At 34.1% G+C, this 18,629-nt stretch carries 13 protein-coding genes and 6 tRNA genes; 8 read left to right on the top strand and 11 right to left on the bottom strand.

The features are described 5' to 3' along the window. Positions 1–3 precede the first annotated feature (3 nt). Entirely contained in the window at positions 4–1,923 is a 1,920-nt protein-coding gene (locus HUE53_RS11430) for a type VI secretion system Vgr family protein (protein ID WP_192188506.1), read from the bottom strand. Between the two features lie 550 nt (positions 1,924–2,473). Between HUE53_RS11430 and HUE53_RS11425 the strand changes: the two genes are divergently transcribed. After that, positions 2,474–2,947: a hypothetical protein gene (locus HUE53_RS11425; protein WP_065213182.1), complete on the top strand. Its 474-nt coding sequence runs from the start codon at positions 2,474–2,476 to the stop codon at positions 2,945–2,947. A gap of 236 nt (positions 2,948–3,183) precedes the next feature. Further along, positions 3,184–3,390, top strand: a complete 207-nt coding sequence (locus HUE53_RS11420) for a hypothetical protein (RefSeq protein WP_192188505.1) — start codon at positions 3,184–3,186, stop codon at positions 3,388–3,390. A 422-nt stretch (positions 3,391–3,812) separates the two neighbouring features. Here HUE53_RS11420 and HUE53_RS11415 read toward each other — a convergent pair whose 3' ends face one another. The 8 genes from HUE53_RS11415 to HUE53_RS11380 form a co-directional block, all read right to left on the bottom strand. Further along, positions 3,813–4,508, bottom strand: a complete 696-nt coding sequence (locus HUE53_RS11415) for a M48 family metallopeptidase (protein WP_192188504.1) — start codon at positions 4,506–4,508, stop codon at positions 3,813–3,815. After that, entirely contained in the window at positions 4,508–7,558 is a 3,051-nt protein-coding gene (locus HUE53_RS11410) for a type I restriction endonuclease subunit R (protein ID WP_192188503.1), read from the bottom strand. Before HUE53_RS11410 ends, HUE53_RS11415 begins: the two co-directional genes overlap by 1 nt. Before the next feature lie 4 nt (positions 7,559–7,562). Next, on the bottom strand, positions 7,563–8,546 hold the full coding sequence (rhuM, locus tag HUE53_RS11405; RefSeq protein WP_192188502.1) for a RhuM family protein: 984 nt from the start codon (positions 8,544–8,546) through the stop codon (positions 7,563–7,565). A 12-nt stretch (positions 8,547–8,558) separates the two neighbouring features. Then, entirely contained in the window at positions 8,559–9,740 is a 1,182-nt protein-coding gene (locus tag HUE53_RS11400) for a restriction endonuclease subunit S (protein WP_192188501.1), read from the bottom strand. Then, positions 9,734–12,178, bottom strand: a complete 2,445-nt coding sequence (locus HUE53_RS11395) for a type I restriction-modification system subunit M (protein WP_192188500.1) — start codon at positions 12,176–12,178, stop codon at positions 9,734–9,736. Before HUE53_RS11395 ends, HUE53_RS11400 begins: the two co-directional genes overlap by 7 nt. A gap of 51 nt (positions 12,179–12,229) precedes the next feature. Beyond that, complete coding sequence (gene mnmE, locus HUE53_RS11390) at positions 12,230–13,627, bottom strand: tRNA uridine-5-carboxymethylaminomethyl(34) synthesis GTPase MnmE (RefSeq protein WP_192188499.1); 1,398 nt, start codon at positions 13,625–13,627, stop codon at positions 12,230–12,232. Positions 13,628–13,710: 83 nt separating this feature from the next. Continuing rightward, on the bottom strand, positions 13,711–14,472 hold the full coding sequence (locus HUE53_RS11385; protein WP_014165376.1) for a C40 family peptidase: 762 nt from the start codon (positions 14,470–14,472) through the stop codon (positions 13,711–13,713). An 84-nt stretch (positions 14,473–14,556) separates the two neighbouring features. Next, the gene (locus HUE53_RS11380; protein WP_014165377.1) at positions 14,557–15,732 is read right to left on the bottom strand and encodes an acetyl-CoA C-acyltransferase; all 1,176 of its coding nucleotides are present in this window, start codon (positions 15,730–15,732) and stop codon (positions 14,557–14,559) included. Between the two features lie 378 nt (positions 15,733–16,110). On the opposite strand from HUE53_RS11380, the gene HUE53_RS11375 reads away from it, so the two are divergent. The 6 genes from HUE53_RS11375 (at position 16,111) to HUE53_RS11350 (ending at position 16,712) form a co-directional block, all read left to right on the top strand. Beyond that, positions 16,111–16,194, top strand: a tRNA-Ser gene (locus HUE53_RS11375). Between the two features lie 16 nt (positions 16,195–16,210). Beyond that, positions 16,211–16,285, top strand: a tRNA-Pro gene (locus tag HUE53_RS11370). A 27-nt stretch (positions 16,286–16,312) separates the two neighbouring features. Continuing rightward, positions 16,313–16,386 (top strand) — tRNA-Arg (locus HUE53_RS11365). 50 nt (positions 16,387–16,436) lie between these two features. Continuing rightward, positions 16,437–16,520 (top strand) — tRNA-Ser (locus HUE53_RS11360). A 16-nt stretch (positions 16,521–16,536) separates the two neighbouring features. Further along, positions 16,537–16,611: transfer RNA gene (locus HUE53_RS11355), tRNA-Pro, on the top strand. A 27-nt stretch (positions 16,612–16,638) separates the two neighbouring features. Continuing rightward, a tRNA-Arg gene (locus tag HUE53_RS11350) sits at positions 16,639–16,712 on the top strand. 267 nt (positions 16,713–16,979) lie between these two features. On the opposite strand, the gene HUE53_RS11345 is transcribed toward HUE53_RS11350, so the two are convergent. Together HUE53_RS11345 and HUE53_RS14590 are read right to left on the bottom strand one after the other, a co-directional pair. Continuing rightward, the gene (locus HUE53_RS11345; protein WP_421498117.1) at positions 16,980–17,903 is read right to left on the bottom strand and encodes an ISAon1 family transposase; all 924 of its coding nucleotides are present in this window, start codon (positions 17,901–17,903) and stop codon (positions 16,980–16,982) included. A 49-nt stretch (positions 17,904–17,952) separates the two neighbouring features. Beyond that, entirely contained in the window at positions 17,953–18,234 is a 282-nt protein-coding gene (locus tag HUE53_RS14590) for an ISAon1 family transposase N-terminal region protein (RefSeq protein ID WP_421498119.1), read from the bottom strand. Positions 18,235–18,629 lie beyond the last annotated feature (395 nt).

The following is an 18,629-nucleotide window of genomic DNA, read 5'->3' as shown; positions in this document are numbered from 1 at the left end:
TTTTTAAAAAGATTTAGATTGTTCAGCACTGTTTATTTTTGCTTCTTTTTTGGAATGTTTAGCTATTTCGCCTTCACTACTAGAGGTAATTCCTTTTTGGCTATTTGTAATCCTTTCCTTTTCAGTGTGCGATTCTAGATTTCCAATAATATTCTCTATTAAGTTACCTTTGACATCTATTAAACTATTGCCTGCTACGAATAAACTATTGATCATACCCACTGTTGCTGATTTATTAGCTCCAGCACTTTCAGTTATATTCATACCAGCGGAGGTTGTAATATTCATTCCTGCTGTCATGCTAATATTTCCACCAGCATTCATAGTAATATCATTAGGCGCATTCACATTAATATTCCCATGACCGTCCATCGTCCAAGTGTTGCCGCTAGGATCCTCTATAAAAACAGAACCTTGGGCATCGTTTAGAATAATTTTAGTTCCAGATCGGGTATGAATGGCTTTTACATCATTGCCGCTAGTATGGTACCCACTGGTTTCGCTTCCGTTATAATGAGTGCCTAGTACAAAAGGTTTTTCTGCATTGCCGCTTTCAAAACCTACAAGAACTTCTTCGCCTATTTCGGGGATAAAATGAAATCCTTTGCCTGCTCCTGAGTGGGGTTGTATTAGGCGAATCCATGGGGTTTTTTGGTTTTTTCTTTCTTGCCATGGAAATTGTACGCGTACACGCCCCATGCTCATAGGATCGTTGTTGTCTACTACCCGTGCGGTTTGTTCTTCGCAATTAGGATAGGTGTTGTCGTCAAAATAAGGAGGGGTCCATAAATCGGGAATGGCTACGAACTCGTTGTAATAGCTATTGCCATCATGAAAATGTTGAATTTCTATGATGCGATAGGTTTCCATAGGGCGGTCGTTTATATCAACCAGTTTGGTTAGATCGCCTTGTTTGAGTTGGGGGTCTTTGCTTTTGCCTTTTACGATCATCAGGTTTTCTCTGAGTTCTTTTTGTTTTCGTACGGCATCTTGTAGCTCTTTATCGGTTCGGTTGTTGATACCCGTGGGGTTGTGGAGCTTGTTGGGTTTTTTATGGAATACGTTTTTTGAGGCTTTTAGGGCTACTAGTTGGTAGGGGTTGACTTTGTTTTGTAATTGAGCTGAGGCGCTATCTCGTTGTAGGCTGGTGCCTGATTCTACATCGTAGGTGGTGTAGGTAAATTGTTGTGGTTTTACTGATATTTCAAAGGATACGTGTACTAGGTCTACACTTTCGTCTAGGTTTATGATTTTAGGGCCTACTTTGTTGCCTAACACTAGGCTCTGTCCGTTGTAATACAGGTATTCGCCATAGCGTATGGCAAGTTGTTGTAAAAATTGGTAATCCGTTTGGTTGTATTGTACGGTGTAAGGCAACACATTTTGGGTGTTGTTGTTTCGGACAATGGTATGAAGGGTGTCTTTGGGGTATTGGGCGGTTATGTCTTGAAAGATTTCTTCTAGGGTTTTGTTTTCAAAACTTTGGGATTCAAGTCCTTGTTCTAACATAATGGTAGGAGCGTGTCCTGTAATATATAGTCTGCCGTAACCGTCTTTTTTTAAAAGGTTTAAATGGGTTATAATGCCTGTAAAGGTTTGTTTTATTTCTCCAAATCGGTGCAGGTGGATGTGTATGGTTTTTCCTAGGTAGCTTTTAGAATGTTCCATGATGTAGGCTTCTTCGTTGTCTAGGGAATCGGCACGGGTATCTAGGGTAAAGGTGTCGTGTTCGTTGGTTTTTTGATGGAACTGTAGGTTAAAATGGGATTTTTCTAGGAAGGATTTGCCTTCTATGGTAAGGGTGCAGTAGACTAATGGACTGGATTTGTCGGCTAAAAAGTCTTTAAAGGAACGTAATGAGGCGTATTTTGCTATGTCGTCAGGATGGTTGAGTCTTCCATAATCGCTGTTGAAAGTATCCATATCGTTTAGTTATTTGTTACAATTTATTTGATTTGTTTTTTTTTGTACTATTTATGTTATTTTTTCATTATTCAAATATAAAAAAAATATATAATATTTGATTTTTTGTTTTTATACTTTTAATCGGGTTCTTGTCATCCCGACACAAGGAGGGTTCTCATAAAGGGCGTGACATTCGGAGGAATAATCAAGAGGCTAAAAATAGAATCTAAAAAGTTGAAAATAATAGTCTTTATCAATTCAATAAAGGGGTAATATACCACGAGCTTTGTAGGTTAAAAAAGGATTCCTCCCTCCTATTGTGTGAATCATAACTGTTTTTTTTATCCTTTTGTAGGAAAACGAAGTTCTGGGTGAAGTGTAATTTATATGAAGTTTTTGGTTTTTTTATAGGTATTTGAGGTGTTTTCGCGGTTTATATACAATAAAAATGCAATACAATATTTCTTAAAATATTTCGTTTTTACTTTGTTTTTTTATTAATTTATTAAACTAAAAATATCTTTTTATATCTTTTAATAACTTTTGTTTAATTGCAAAACTACAATCAATGGCAACTAAAAATCAAATGAGTATCACAATTCCTCAAGAAGTAATTGATACGGTAACACTAAAATTACAAGAATGCAAAACAGCTTTAGCGCCTTATTTGCAGGGCTTAACTGCCGAAGATCGTTCGACGCTGTTTAAAATGGGTAATAAAACTGTGGCTACGGTGCAAAAAATCAAGTCGTATGTAGAAACCAATCCCGAGTTTGTGCCTGTGTATATGGACAAAGCGGAGTTTTTAAAGGATGAGGCGGTGGTGAGTTCTTTAAGTCCTATAGGCAATTTAGCTTCTCAGTTATCTACTGATGTAAACGATACGATTATGTTAGCGGGTAGTGAAGCTTTGCAATCGGCGTTGTTGTATTATGGCCAAATTAAGGAGGCGCAAAGTAAGGGGATTGCTACGGCTAAGCCTATTTATGAGGATTTGAGCCAACGTTTTATTCGTCCGTACCGTAAAAAAACAGATCAGTAAAGGTTCTAAGTCCCAAGTGGTTTAAGAAGGGGCTGTCTGAAAAGTAATCCATCTGTCGTTTGTCACTCTGAGCTAAGAAGGAGACCTGCTATTAATAGCTGGTAAATTCTCGCTTTAGTAGCCATGACAGGATGGTGCATTTTTTGGACAGTCTCTTTTTTTACGCCCCATTTTTTCAAGACGTGCAGCATTTGGGAATCATTTTTATCAGCAAAAACTTGCCAATATGAATCTTTTTGCATTTTAATCGAGTAAAAAAGACTCGTCGTCCAGTAAAAAAGACTCGTCGTCCAGTAAAAAAGACTCGCCGTCCAGTAAAAAAGACTCGTCGTCCAGTAAAAAAGACTCGTCATCCAGCCAAAAAGGCTCGTCGTCCAGTAAAAAAGGCTCGTCGTCCAGCCAAAAAGAGTGGCGGTGGATTCTTAGCGGTATTGTTTAATTAATGGGGTAGTGTAGGAACTGTAACATACCCGCTTTTTTTATTATTGGGGTATTTTTAGCGGGTGCCACCAGACGTTAGGGTACGGACACAAGTACGGACACAGGTGTCCGTTCGTTTTGTCCGTTTTGTTCATGTCCTTATCGTAGGGTTGGTTTTCTAAAAAAGGTAATCGCTATCTTAATTTGGGGTGTAGGGGCATTGGTTTTACGCTTTTGTGTAAACCAATTTCAGTACAATACAAGTCAAACATTTTGACTATTTTCCACTTTTTGTCTTGAAGTTTCGATATTAGGATTTATTATTTTGAATTCATTATCAAGGGAATAAAAACTATAACTGAATAGTTGCAAATATTGTAATCAATATCTTTAGATTTTTATGCTGTTAAACTGATAAATGTATTTATATAAAATTAATTGAGAATTAAATTGGCAACTCACTAAGCGCTTTTTTTCTTAACTGCCAGTTAGGCATATATTTATTCATAAGAATTATAAAATTTTTATTGTGCTTTCGTTCTATAAGATGTACTAGTTCATGTACAATAATATAATCAATACATTCTTTAGGTTTTTTAGCTAGTTCAATATTAAACCAAATAGTTTTTGTCTCATCATTACAACTTCCCCATTTAGTTTTTACTTTTCTAATACCGAAACTCTTTGGTGAAACATTCATCATTTTTTCATACTTCTCGATCGTTGAAAGCAAATAACTTTGAAGTTCTTTTCTATACCATTTGTATAATTTTTCTTTTTTGTATTGGATTGTACTACCTGCAGGAACAATTAATTCAATTTTGCTGTGATGTAAAATTACTTGGGGTTTATCTTCAGATTCTGTAACACTTAACAAATATCGTTTACCAAAAAAATAGTGACTTTCATTGGTTACAAATAAGTATTCTGGCTCTCTTTTTTGAGATATAATTTTATTTTTTTGACGACGAATCCAACCTAATTTTGAGCTTACATAAATTCTAAGATGTTCTTTATTCATACTTTCTGGAGCAGACAAAGTAACTCTCCCTAGAGGTGGATGAACTCTCAGGTGTACATTTTTTATCTCCTTTTGAGATAATTCTACTTCAATATCATTGAATTTTAAAATCTCAGGCATTAATAATCTGATTTATTATTTTCTACAATTCTATAAATTTCAATGGTTTTTTCTTCATCTTTCACTACAGAATAAATTGCGGCTTGAATTTCATTTTGCTTTTGAATATTTTCTCTAAAACCATCTTTTCTAGAATACTGAATAGCTTCTTCACAAGCTATTGTTAATTCTTCGTCTCTCTCTAAATAATTATAAATAGCTCTTTTACCAATCGTATTCATTGAGGTTGGTATATCATCACTTTTTCCAGCATTTACTTTTTTGATTAACGAAGCAGCTTTTTTAAGATACTCTCGATATTCAAAACTTCTTTTTTTTCTTTGCTCTATCAATTCATAAAGTAATTGAGACATTTTTTCAAAATACTTAGGGTCTAAAAGATGTTTCTCAACTATTTTTGAACTAATACTGTTTTCAATTACTTCTGCAACTGCTTCTGGATTGCTTTTGATTCCTTCTGGTAAGGTTTCAATTGCACTGAATATATCCGATTCCATTAAGTCTAAAAGCGAAATATCTTCAAAAGGTGTAATTGTTTTAGATTCTTCTGCTTGAATGTAGTTATCAATTAAATGTCGCATATCTGCTTCATACGCTTTCAAATCTAAAGTTTCACCACTTGCAATTCTTATGGTTTCTCTAAGTTTTAAATAGAAGTCTAAACGCTCTTCAAAATGATTTATTTGTGCTGTTGTAAATCCTGCTAAATCTAACTCTGCTTTTATATTGGCATAGGCTCTTATATAGGCAACAATTGCTTTATAGAGTGCTACACGTTTAAATTCATTTTCTTTTAAATCTGTTGGAATTTCAGTATTTCCACAAAAATAGTGGATATATTCTAAGTCGGTTCTTGGTGCTTCAACAGGTTCACATAAAATTTCAAGTTCTTCTAAAGCGTTTTCAATGCGTTCACTCGCCAATTTTAAACGGTCTTTTAGTTGAATTTCTACTTCTTCTTTAGTGAAATCTTCGGTGTCTAGTTCGCTGGTGTAAACATCAATAGCATCGGTAACTTTACCAAATAGTTCCATATAATCGACTATGTAACCAAAATCTTTATCATCAGTATCTAACCTATTGGTTCTACAAATAGCTTGAAACAAAGTATGGTCTTGCATCTTTTTATCAATATAAATGTAGGAGCAAGGAGGCGAATCAAATCCAGTTAAAAGCTTTGAAACTACGATTAACAATTTCATCCTTGCAGGTTGCTTTATAAAAAGCTCTTTGCAGTTGTCTTCATAAGTTTCGGTTTTTGTTTTACCAGCTACTACAACAACATTTTCTAAAATGTTTTCGTATGTTTTATAGATGAACTCTTTATCAGTTTCACTATCCTCTCCGCCATCCTCAGTGGTTATATCTTTGCTTTGAGGATTGTACGAGGTAATAATGGCACATTTATTTTTAAATGGTGTGTTTAAAAACAATTCGTAATATTTACAAGCCTCGTAAATACTAGATGCCACCAAAATAGCATTTCCTTTTTCAGAGGCTAGACGTGGTTTAACACTAAAATCAAACAAAATATCGGCTACAATTTTATCCATTCGAGAACGAGAACTTAAGACATTTTGCATCGTTCCCCATCTTTTTTTAAGTTCTGATTTTTGGAAATCGTTTAAACCTTTTGTTTTAGCTTCAAACCAAGCATCTACTTTGTCTTGAGAGGATAGTTTTTGCTCTATATCTCTGCCTTCATATACTAAATCTTTTACCACACCATCTGTAACTGCTTCGTTAAATTTATAGGTATGAATATATCTACCGAAAATATCCATAGTGGTTTGTTTGTCTTTTTGGAGTAACGGAGTTCCTGTAAAACCAATGAATATAGCGTTTTGTAACACCGCTTTCATTGTTTCGTTTAGTTTTCCTCCTTGGGTACGGTGACATTCATCTACAAATACAAAAACATTACCTTGTATTGGTATTGGATTGCTTTTTATTTCTTCAATAAATGTTTTATAATCTGTTTCGCCTTTGTTTCCGAATTTATGAATAAGCGATGCTATTAATCTAGGTTTTGGCTGTGTTAGAAAATACATCAATTCATTACCTGAGCGTGTTCTTGCTATATCTTTTTCTCCAATTCCTTCAAAAGTATCTGCAATTTGTTTATCTAACTCTGTGCGGTCTGTTAAAATAACGACTCTTGAATTGGTTACATTTTCCAGAATCCATTTAGCTAAAATAATCATCAAGATACTTTTGCCTGATCCTTGTGTATGCCAAATAATACCTCCTTCCTTTTGTTGGATGAATTTTTGTGCTTCTTTCAAGGCAAAATATTGATGTGGTCTAGGTAGTTTTTTTCTCCCAGCATCAAAAACCACTCCGTTGTATATAATATCCAGGAAACGTTCTTTGTTACAAAGCTTGGTAAGGTATTTGTCTAATTTATAGCCTGTATTATCGGTTTCGTCTTCTTTCCAAGCCAAATAATGTTTTTCAGTGGTTTCTATGGTTCCATAACGTAACCCTTGTGTATTATTTCCTGCCAGAATAAATTGAATGGTGGTAAAAAAGTTTTCGTTGAATTTCTCCTTTTGATTAGAAATGTTTTGACGAATACTTTCGGCTATATCGACTGTGCCTCTTTTTAATTCTAAAACACCAAGTGCAATTCCATTTACATATAACACAATATCTGGGCGACGTGTTTTGTTCCCTTTTAGCGTTACTTCTTCTGCAATACCAAAATCGTTATTTTCCCAATTTTCCCAATCAATTAAATGAACAGTTTCATTTTGTTTGCCAACTGTTTCTTTTGCTTTTACCCCATAGCGAAGCAACGAATAAAAATTCTTATTGCGTTCGTAAATAGTACTAGCGTTGGTATGTGCTAATTGGGTGGTTTCTGTAATTGCTTTTTCAATTAGAGGAGTAGCATAGTTTTGTTTTTGCAAGTAAGTACGCAAATATAATTCTTCAACATTGCTGTTGTTTTCTCGCTCTTCCCAATTGCCATAATAGGTATATCCTAAACTTTTAAAAAGCTGGATAATTCTATTTTGTGTAGTACGTTCTAGAGGGTTAATAGTCACAATTTTAGTTTTTTAGTTTTTTTATATCTGCTTCTAATTCTTTTAAGTTTTGTTCTTTTTGTATTTCAATTTGAACTTTTTTATATTTTTCAAATTCTATATTCGATTTTTCTAGAGCCATTTCGTGACTTATTTGACCCGCGTGCGTTAGTATTTCTTTACCATTGAGTTGCAACAAACCGTCTAATCTTGTAATCCAATCTTTCATATACATAGGCGTTTGTTGTTGTGCCATTGTTTCGGCAAAGGCTAAATATTGTTCTACCAGTAAACCTAAAAGCTTCATTTCTTCTTCATTTAGATAATTTTTAGCAATACTGACTTCCTGTTTTTTAATACTTTTTGTATCTTTTTTATCATAAGCCAACATTCCTAATAGCGGTAAACTAGCATCGACTCTTCTATACACTAATTCGGCAGCTGTGTTTTTTGAAATTGCCCAAAGTAATTTGTTTTGTACCGTTTTAAAAAATTGTATGGTTTTTTCGTCTTTAGGGTCATAGTCTATACTGGTGGTATAAATATCTTTTATTTTTTGATAAAAAAAACGTTCCGACAAACGAATTTCACGAATGCGGTTTTGCAACTCATCAAAATAATTCATTGCATTTCCGGTTTTAAAACGCTCGTCGTTTAATACAAAACCTTTTATAAGATATTCTTTGAGGCGTTGGGTTGCCCAAATACGAAAGTGCGTACCTTGAACCGATTTTACACGATAGCCTACAGAGATTACTACATCTAAATTATAATGATTGGTTGGTTTTGTAGAAAAATCGGAAATTCCGATTTTTCTAATACTGTTTTCTTCCAGCAATTCATTTTCTGCATAGATGTTTAAGATATGCTCATTAATAGTCGATTTTGCTTTGCCAAATAGTTTAGCCATTTGATCCTGTGTAAGCCAAACGGTTTCTTCTTCTAAGCGAACTTCTATTTTTATGGTTCCCTCTTGGTTTTGATAGAGTAGTATTTGCCCATTTTCCATACTCAAATATAATTAATCCCCAGCAATTAAGCGTATTTTACCCGTAAGTAACTGTTGCATTATCCCTTGTTTGAGTTGCTTGGCTTTGTTGAGTTTCTTTTCTAAATGTTCTATTTCGGCATCCATATCGGACAGAATGGTTGCGATACGTTGTTGTTCATCAAGTGACGGAAATTCTATTTTTACGTTAGAAATAGGACCTAGATTTATTTTTTTAGGAATTGCAGATTGTAATGAATTTATATCTATCTCTTTTTTGAAATTTTCTGTTTTTGAATAGTGACATAAATAATTAGCTGAAAATATGGGTTTTACTTTTAATAATGCTAAGCTTACATAAAAACTTGCATTGACATCCCAATCAATTAATTTACAATCTCCAATTGACCCAATTCGTGTCATTAATATATCGCCTTTTTCAATTCTAAAGGACTTTGTAAGAATTTTATGTTCTTGTTCTGAAATGTATTTTGTATTCTTGAAATCGTTTTTAGTGACACTTTCTACACTATAAAATGGTATTCCACTTTCTACGTAAGTTGGAGTTTGGTGAGTACCATCTCTAACTTCAGCTATTTCTCCCAACTTCTTTACCTCCCAATCCTCTTTGGGTGTTAAAAGTTGTTGCATTGCTCCTTGTTTTACCAAGCGTTTTTTAGTAATAAGTTTTTCAAGGCTTTCTATCCAAGCATCGGTATCAGATAATACTTCGGCGATGGCTTGTTGTTCTTTTAAAGAAGGAATTGGAATTTTTCTTTTTTCCATTGATTCCTTAGTTATATGAAACATTGTTCCACCTTGTGATTGATTTAAAATATTCTCTTTATCCTTTTCAAGTACATAAAAAAGATAAAACTTATCTAAATATTCAGATAATTCGATTTTCCAAATATGATAATGGTAAATTGTCTTTTCGTTTTTCCAAAATTTTGGACCAAAGGATGCAGACCAAGCATACATTAAATCCCCTTTATTTACATAGAATTTACTTGCTAATTCTAAATTACTCCAATACCATTTGTCACTTGAAAAGAAATTTCCAACTCTCAAAACCCTGTATTTTCCATTAAATAATAATTCATTCTGAGAATATGCTCGACCATTAATTAATGTTATAACTTCTCCTAATTGTTTCACTTCCCAATCCTCAGGAATCAACCCGATATCCGTATTTTTAAATTGAGTTTCTACCATTGCCAGCCCATTTTTTGTAAATATTGTTTTACTTTGCTCTCGTAGTCGTTTAAGCTGGTTTCCATAGCGGGTAGTGTTTCTTCATAACGATCTACTAATTCTGTAATACGGTTGGCTACCGTTTGGCTTAAACGCTCTTGTTCGTTGTGTAAAGCTTCGGTAAGGTAGTGCATCCACTTTTTATTGATAACCAAATTTTTGATTTCATTTTCGGTTAGTTTTGGATATTTTTCTATCACTAATTTTTCAATTAATGCTTTTTCGATTTTAATTAATTTACTTACACTAGTCAAAGCTTCATTGAGCTCAATATAGTTTTCAATAACGGCTATTTCTTCTTTTGGCGCTTTTTCACTTTTTCTTTTTTTCAACAACGCTTTTACGCTAGTAAGATTCACTTTCTCTAAATCACTAAAAATTCCATCTTCTACTTCATTTTCTTGTTGCATTTCTTCTAACTCCGCTTTGATACTTTCTACTTTTTCTTCAAAGCTAGTAACGGCTTCCCATTGTGTCGCAAAGTATTCCTGTATCAATAGTGAAGGAGGTATCAATTTTCCAATAATCCCTTCTAAGCCTTCTACAGTTTTATCTTTGGCTGTTTTTCCATCTTTGTTCGTCTTGCCTTTTATTATCAGTCGTTCCCAGTCATTTCCAGCTTTCCAACCTTCTAAAGCAATGGCATAAAAATCATCCTGTAAAGTTTCTTCCCAGTACTGCATTAAATGCTGATACATATCATAACCTTCCAATAATGGGTCGTTGTAAAAAGTAGCTAAAATAGACTCGCCCAGTAGCGCAATTTCTTGTTTAGGATGAATGCCTTTTTCAAAAGCAGAAAGTTGTTTTTGGGTAGTTGTCTTCCAAATATCAAGAGTGTCTTGTAACTTTTTCTTGTAGGCTACAAATTCTTGAAAATTGAAAATCGTATTTTTTATTTGGCTACGGTCTATTTTTAAATCGTAATAGCCTTTTCTTTGAAGGACAAACAAATCATTTTTTAGGTTAGGAAAAATGTTCCAGTATTTCCCTAGAGCCTCAATATCTCTTTCTGGTATGCCTCCAAAAATGTGGGCATCTATGTCTTGAATGTCCTCTTCTTCTTGTGCATCTATATATCTTGGAATATTAAGATTGTAATCGTTTTTATCGTCAGAAATTTCTTTTATTTCAACTTTACGGCTGTATTTTGGAACTTCCAATTCGTTGTTAAATACATCTACAATTTTATGAATGTTTTTTTCTTGTAATCTGTTTTTATTACCGTCTTTTGTAAATCCTTTGCTTGCATCCATCATAAAAATATGACTTCTGTTGTGCGCATTTTCTTTATCTAAAACGATAATACAAGCAGGAATCCCTGTACCATAAAATAAGTTAGCAGGTAAACCAATGATTCCTTTTATGAATCCTTTTTTAATGATCTCTTTGCGAATCTCGGCTTCTGCATTTCCTCTAAACAAAACACCGTGAGGTAAAACAATGGCTGCCTTACCTGTCGATTTCATTGATTTTATAATATGAAGTAAAAAAGCGTAATCACCATTTTTTTCTGGTGGAACTCCTAGTTCAAAACGTTTGTATGGGTCGTTTTTAATAGATACACCATTACTCCAGCTTTTAAGAGAGAACGGGGGATTTGATACAATGTAGTCGAAAGACTTTAAATTGTCGTCGTCGTTATCACTTTTAAAATAAGGGTGCGAAAGGGTATCATCTGCTATAATTTCTGCCGAAGGATTACCGTGCAGAATCATATTCATTTTGGCTAAATTGGCAGTAGCAAATTCCTTTTCTTGACCGTATAAGTCAATTGTTTTTTCGGCTGCTTCCGCTACTTTTAATAGTAGGGAACCCGAACCACACGTAGGATCGTAAGCGGTAGTTTGTGCATTTGAGTTTTGCGGTGTAATTCCAATTACCTTTGCTAATACCTTACTTACTTCTGAAGGTGTATAAAACTGCCCTTTTGATTTCCCAGAATCTGTAGCAAAATGACGCATTAAATATTCATAGGCATCACCTAATAAATCATCGTCGTTTGCATTGTTACTAGAAAAATCTAAATCAGGCGAATTGAAAATTAAAATTAATTTGCCAACAGTATCTACAAGGTTTTTTCCTTTTCCTAGTTTAGTCTCATCATTAAAATCAGGAAAATCATTTAATTTGTTGGCTTCCTTTATAGGGTTTAATATTTTTTTATTGATATCATCACCAATATTTGGTGTTCCCACTAAAGCTACCATATCATCAAATGAAGCGCCCTCTGGAACTTTAATAGCGGAGAATTTTTTCCCTTTGTATTTATCTGAAATGTATTTTACAAATAACAATGTTAAAACATAATCTTTGTATTGTGAGGCATCCATACCTCCACGTAGTTCGTCACAACTCTTCCAAAGCGAGCTGTATAATTCCGATTTTTTTATTGCCATTTTAAAATTTTGTTATGCTTTTACTCAATTGCTTGAGTAATAAAATCTATATTACTTCCCAATACAAAAGTTTGCAAAGATATTGCCTAACAACTCATCGTTAGTGACTTCACCTGTAATTTCTCCAAAATAGTATAGGGCTTGGCGAATATCTATGGCCATCAAATCTGAAGGCAAACCTTGTTGCATGCCCCATTGTACTTTTTGAATTTCTTCTAGGGCTTTGAGTAACGAATCGTAATGACGGGTATTGGTTATAATCGTTTCGTTGTTGCGCAGGGCACCAGTATTTACAAATGACAGTAAGGTGTTTTTTAATTCGTCTATACCAATATTCTGTTTTGCAGAGATTAGAATTTGTTTCAAGTTTAAAGTTTCCAGTTTAAGGTTTAAGGTTGAAATTTCTTCTAACGTTAAAACATCTTTTTTATTGATTAATACGATTAATGGTTTTTGAGGGTATTTGTTTTTAATTTGTTCTATTTCAAGGATGAGTTGTGAACTTGAAACTTTAAACTTTGAACCATCAAACAAATAAATTACGACTTGTGCTTGTTCGATTTTTTCAAAGGTTTTTTGGATTCCTATGCTTTCTACGACATCTTTTGTTTCGCGTATGCCTGCGGTGTCTATAAAACGAAAGCCTATGCCGTTGATGACTAGTTCGTCTTCGATGGTATCGCGTGTGGTACCGGCAATGTCTGATACTATGGCGCGTTCTTCGTTTAACAGGGCATTTAATAGGGTCGATTTGCCCACATTAGGTTCGCCTACAATGGCTACGGGGATTCCGTTTTTAATCACGTTACCTACAGCAAAGGAGTCGATTAAGCGTTTTAAAACAAATTCGATGCGGTTTAATAAATCTATAAATTGACTTCTATCGGCAAATTCGACGTCTTCTTCGGCAAAATCCAATTCCAATTCAATTAAGGAAGCGAAGTTTAATAATTCCTCGCGTAGTTTTGCTAATTCGTTGCTAAAGCCGCCGCGCATTTGTTGCATGGCAATTTGATGACTGGCTTCGTTGTCCGAGGCAATCAAGTCGGCTACGGCTTCGGCCTGTGAAAGGTCCATTTTACCGTTTAGGAAAGCGCGTAGGGTAAATTCGCCTGCTTGTGCCATTCGAGCGCCTTTGCGAAGTAGGAGCTGGATGATTTGCTGTTGTATGAATGTAGAGCCGTGGCAGGAAATTTCTACGGTGTCTTCGCCCGTGTAGGAGTTGGGGCCTTTGAATAAGGAAAGAAGGACTTGATCTAGAATTTTATCTCCATCTACAATATGTCCTAAATGTAGCGTATGGGATTTTTGTTTGGCTAAGTCTTTCTTTTTAATGGATTTAAAAACTTGTTGTGCTTTAACAATTGCCTCTTTACCTGAAATACGGATTACAGCTATGGCTCCCGCTCCTGATGGAGTAGCAAGCGCTACAATAGTGTCTTGATTCATGGATGTCTTAAAAAATTTAGTGGCAAAGTTAACTATATTTTTTAAGAATAAATGAATGCTAATGATCTATTAAAAAAGATGAATTAGATAATTTTTTTTATCACTCTTAATTTGTGTGTATGTTTATTTTGTTCGGCATTGTATATTCCTAAATGGTCTAAGCGATCTATCCTAACTTTTCCACTGGCATGTATGATATAATTGTTTTCCATTATGATTCCTACATGAATAATATTGCCATCTTCGTTGTCAAAAAAGGCTAAATCACCTGGTTCGCTTTCTTCTATAAAACTTAGAGCATCACCTTGTGCGGCTTGTTGGGAAGCATCTCTGAGTAGTTTATAGCCGTTTAATTTATATACCATTTGAGTGAAACCGGAACAATCTATTCCAAAGGGTGTTTTCCCTCCCCATAAGTAGGGACTGTGTAAGTACATAAAGGCTGTATTAATAATTTCGGCTTTTGATTTTTGTCCTGTTACTTTTAATCCTTCAAAATGATAGTTTTCTGTATTTATGGTCGGCAGATCTAAAAAACGTAGAGAGGCTCCAAGCGGAATAGACATTAGTCCCTTTTCAGAAGATGTAACATATTCTATAAAATCGCCATTTAGTAGTAAATCCGAGTTTTCAAGTATTTGATAGGTTTGAGCTGTTATAGGTTTAAATTGTTTATTGTCTACCCATCCTTCATACGCATCAAAGGCTAATTTTATTTTAGACCATTTTGGGGTTTCTTCTAGTATCTGAAAATGCTCACCAAATAAAACTTGTGAAACGAGTTCACTGCGATCACTGGGTTCAAAACGTAAAGGAATATTAGCTAAATTACAAATGCCAAACATTTTATGTATTCTATTTTTTAAATTATGAGTTATGAAAAAATCCTTTTTTAAGGACTTTGCTCATAACTCATAGGGATTTTATTATTAGATTTTTTCTATTACAATAGCAGAGGCTCCTCCTCCACCGTTACAAATGGCTGCTGCTCCTATTTTTGCATTGTTTTGCTCTAATACGTTCAATAAAGTAACGATGATTCTAGCGCCAGAACATCCTAATGGATGACCTAATGAAACGGCTCCTCCATTTATGTTTACTTTTTGATTATCTAATCCTAGTATTTTAGCATTTGCTAATCCTACTACTGAAAAAGCTTCGTTAAATTCAAAAAAGTCTACTTGATCTAAGGTTAGACCTGCTTTGGCTAAGGCTAATGGTAATGCTTTAGCTGGGGCTGTTGTAAACCATTTAGGTTCTTGTGCGGCATCCGCATATCCTTTGATATAGGCTAATGGTTTTAATCCTAATTCATTTGCTTTTTCTTCGCTCATTAAAACTAATGCGGCCGCTCCATCGTTAATTGTTGAAGCGTTTGCTGCTGTAACAGTTCCTTCTTTTGTGAATACAGGGTTTAATGCTGGGATTTTATCTAGTTTTACATTTGTATATTCTTCATCTTTAGAGACTACAATGGGTTCTCCTTTTCTTTGAGGAATTGTAACGGGAATAATTTCGTTATCAAATTTTCCTGCCTCCCAAGCAGAAGCTGATCTTTGGTAGGATTGGATCGCAAAATGGTCTTGTTCTTCACGGGTAATATTGTGTTCTGTTGCGCATAAGTCTGCACATACTCCCATAGCATTATTATCGTAAGCGTCTGTTAATCCATCTTTTTGCATTCCATCTATAAATGTGGTAGGACCAAATTTTACACCATTGCGCATGTGTACATAATGAGGAATTAACGACATATTTTCCATTCCTCCTGCCACAATAATATCTGCATCACCACACATAATGGCTTGTGCTCCCATCATAACCGCTTTCATACCTGATGCACATACTTTGTTTACAGTAGTACAAGGAACCTCATTTGTAAGTCCTGCAAATAATGCTGCTTGTCTAGCTGGGGCTTGTCCTACTCCTGCTTGAATAACATTTCCCATATATACCTCATTTACTAAGGCTGGATCTAAATTTATCTTATTTAAAGCACCTTTAATAGCAACAGCACCTAGTTGTGGAGCTGTAACCGTTGATAAAGCCCCCATGAAACTTCCTATTGGTGTACGGGCAGCTGATACTATAACCACTTTTTTCATTACGAATAATTTTCTAAATTAGTTTGTGCGAAAATACTAATTTAAAATAGAAATAATAAACTCTTTTAATGATTATTCACATAAGAAACTTAGGAGTAATTTTTGTTTTATCTTCTTGGATTTTAATTTCTTTTATGATGAGTGTTCTTATTTTTTGATTTCGTTTATTTTTAACCTTACTTTCTGTTGGGAGTATAAAACTAAAAGATTGCTAACATTTTTTACTAGAACTAAACATTTCATGTTTAAGACGTTATGTTTCTAAATCCAATAGTCTTCGTTTTTTTTTAAAAAAAAACGAATAAATACTTGTAAAAACACAATCTTATTATATCTTTGCAACCGCAAAACGAAATAAAAGTTCTTATAAAAATCGTTGGAGAGGTGCCGGAGTGGTAACGGAGCAGATTGCTAATCTGTCATCGGGTAACCGATGCCAGGGTTCGAATCCCTGTCTCTCCGCTTTTAGAAAGCTTTTCGGGGTGTAGCGTAGCCCGGTCATCGCGCCTGGTTTGGGACCAGGAGGTCGCAGGTTCGAATCCTGCCACCCCGACAAAGAAAAGTTAGATTTTATCTAAAGGGTCCAATAGCTCAGCTGGATAGAGCAACTGCCTTCTAAGCAGTAGGTCTCAGGTTCGAATCCTGATTGGATCACAAAATTGACTTAAATAGGTCGAAAGTTCATTAAAATATTTAAAAACTAAGGAGAGGTGCCGGAGTGGTAACGGAGCAGATTGCTAATCTGTCATCGGGTAACCGATGCCAGGGTTCGAATCCCTGTCTCTCCGCTTTTAGAAAGCTTTTCGGGGTGTAGCGTAGCCCGGTCATCGCGCCTGGTTTGGGACCAGGAGGTCGCAGGTTCGAATCCTGCCACCCCGACAAAGAAAAGTTAGATTTTATCTAAAGGGTCCAATAGCTCAGCTGGATAGAGCAACTGCCTTCTAAGCAGTAGGTCTCAGGTTCGAATCCTGATTGGATCACAAAGCAAATGTTTTATTTTATCAAGACTCACAAATCATTCTATTTTAGAGCTGTGGGTCTTTTTTTTACCCCCTTATCTCTACTAACATTCCAGAATCAAGCCTAAAAGTTTGATTAGATAATACTCATGACTGGTTATTGAAGGAAAAAAAACTCTTTATAAGGTTTATTATTTAAGTTAAACCTGGAGTTATCCTTACTAAATCTTTTAATATATTTTTTTTAGGAGTAAAGGGATCAAGTCTAAAACCTGTGGATTTGATAAATTAGGCATATAAATTTGTAAGTCTAAAAAGAAAGAATTCTATGTTTCTTACGCCTCTAAATTTACTTCTAAAAGCCTTTATTTTTGCATTAAAAGATTCGGCTGAAGCATTGGTACTTCTGTTGTCAAAGTAATTTAGTATTGTTTTATAATGATTTGTTATTGTTCTTGATATTGTATTAAATGTTTTGAATCCAGATTGATTTACTTTTTCATGCCATTTAGCCAATTTGGTATAACCATAAATTTTATCTTTTGTTTCTTTAAAGATATCTGATAATTCCATTGATAGTTGGTAAGCTGTTTTTAAATCCGGATAGTTTTTAAATAAAACTTTAGCTCTTTCTTTTTGATTTTCTGTCCATTTATTTTCCCTTTTATACAACAAGTATCTACTTCTGGCTAGAAGTTGTTTTTTAGTTTCACCATTTTCAAGAATTATGGGGTTGAATTTTTTCTTATTTCGTTTGGCTTTTTCAATGGCTTCGTTTTCATCATCTATTGCTTGCCATCGATGTTTAATTCTAATTTCCTGTAAGGCTTCAATGGCTAATTTTTGCACGTGGAATCTATCAGTTACCAGAGTAGCGTTAGGGAAAGATTTTTTCACAATTAGTTCCATATTGGGAGCCATATCTAAAGTCATCTCTTTAACTTTATTTCTTATTTTTAAGGGTATTTTATTTAATACTTCAATAACATTATCTGCTTTAGTCCCTTTGATGATAGCTACAATGCTTCCAGCTTTGCCTTTAGCTTTCTTGTTAGTGATTATGGTGTAAAGTTCATCATAAGAAAGAGCTGTTTCATCAATAGATAAATTCTGCCCTATGTTTTGAGGATATAATAACCATTCTTTAGCATGAGCTTTTTGATTCCAGTTAGAATAATCGCTTAAAAAATCTTTATACTGATTTTGAAGTATTTTGCCTTTAACACCATAAAATTTGGCAATACTTTTAGTATCATGAGCATTAGTATCTATTGACTTCTTTTAAAAAAGAGGCGAACTCTTGTGTTAAGCGAGTGCCTTTTGCTACTATATTCCAATCTCTAAAAACAACTTTATCGGTAGACAAATTAAGCCATCTTCTTCTTTTTATATGTAAATAAACTACGTGACCTCTTATTGGAAAATCTTGAACGGTAATAGATTCAAAAAAACCTTTTGATTGTAATTTATCTTTTGAATATTCTATAGGAATTTCATTTAATTCTTCTAAATATAAATGTAAAACTTCTTCTTCTTTATCAATTGAAGTTAGTTCAAAATAATGGGTTAGATATTCAGGTAATAAAAGTGTTATTAACGTATTAAAAGAACAGTCCTTTTCTATAATTTAATCAATACAAAGTAAACTATTTTAAAATTTCTCCACAACTTTTTGACTTGAGCCGAGTAAAGTATTAAAAAAGATTGACAACAAAAAAAGGAATGCCTGAGTTTTGTTTAATAGTTTGTCTTTTCATTAAGAAAATAGAAGAAAAAAAATACTCCCAACCACCAAGTTTAGTATTTAAGACTCTCCTTTCTACAAAACAATCAACTCTAGACATTCCTAAAATAATACATTCCAAACTCGCATTAGCAAACCTAAAATTAAAAACTAAAAAACTAAAAAACTAAAAAAAACTAAACTTAAGCTTAACG

This window comes from Flavobacterium columnare, from assembly GCF_014844295.1.
In the GTDB taxonomy this organism is placed as follows: Bacteria; Bacteroidota; Bacteroidia; order Flavobacteriales; family Flavobacteriaceae; genus Flavobacterium; species Flavobacterium columnare.
This window is presented reverse-complemented; position numbering and strand designations above follow the sequence as displayed.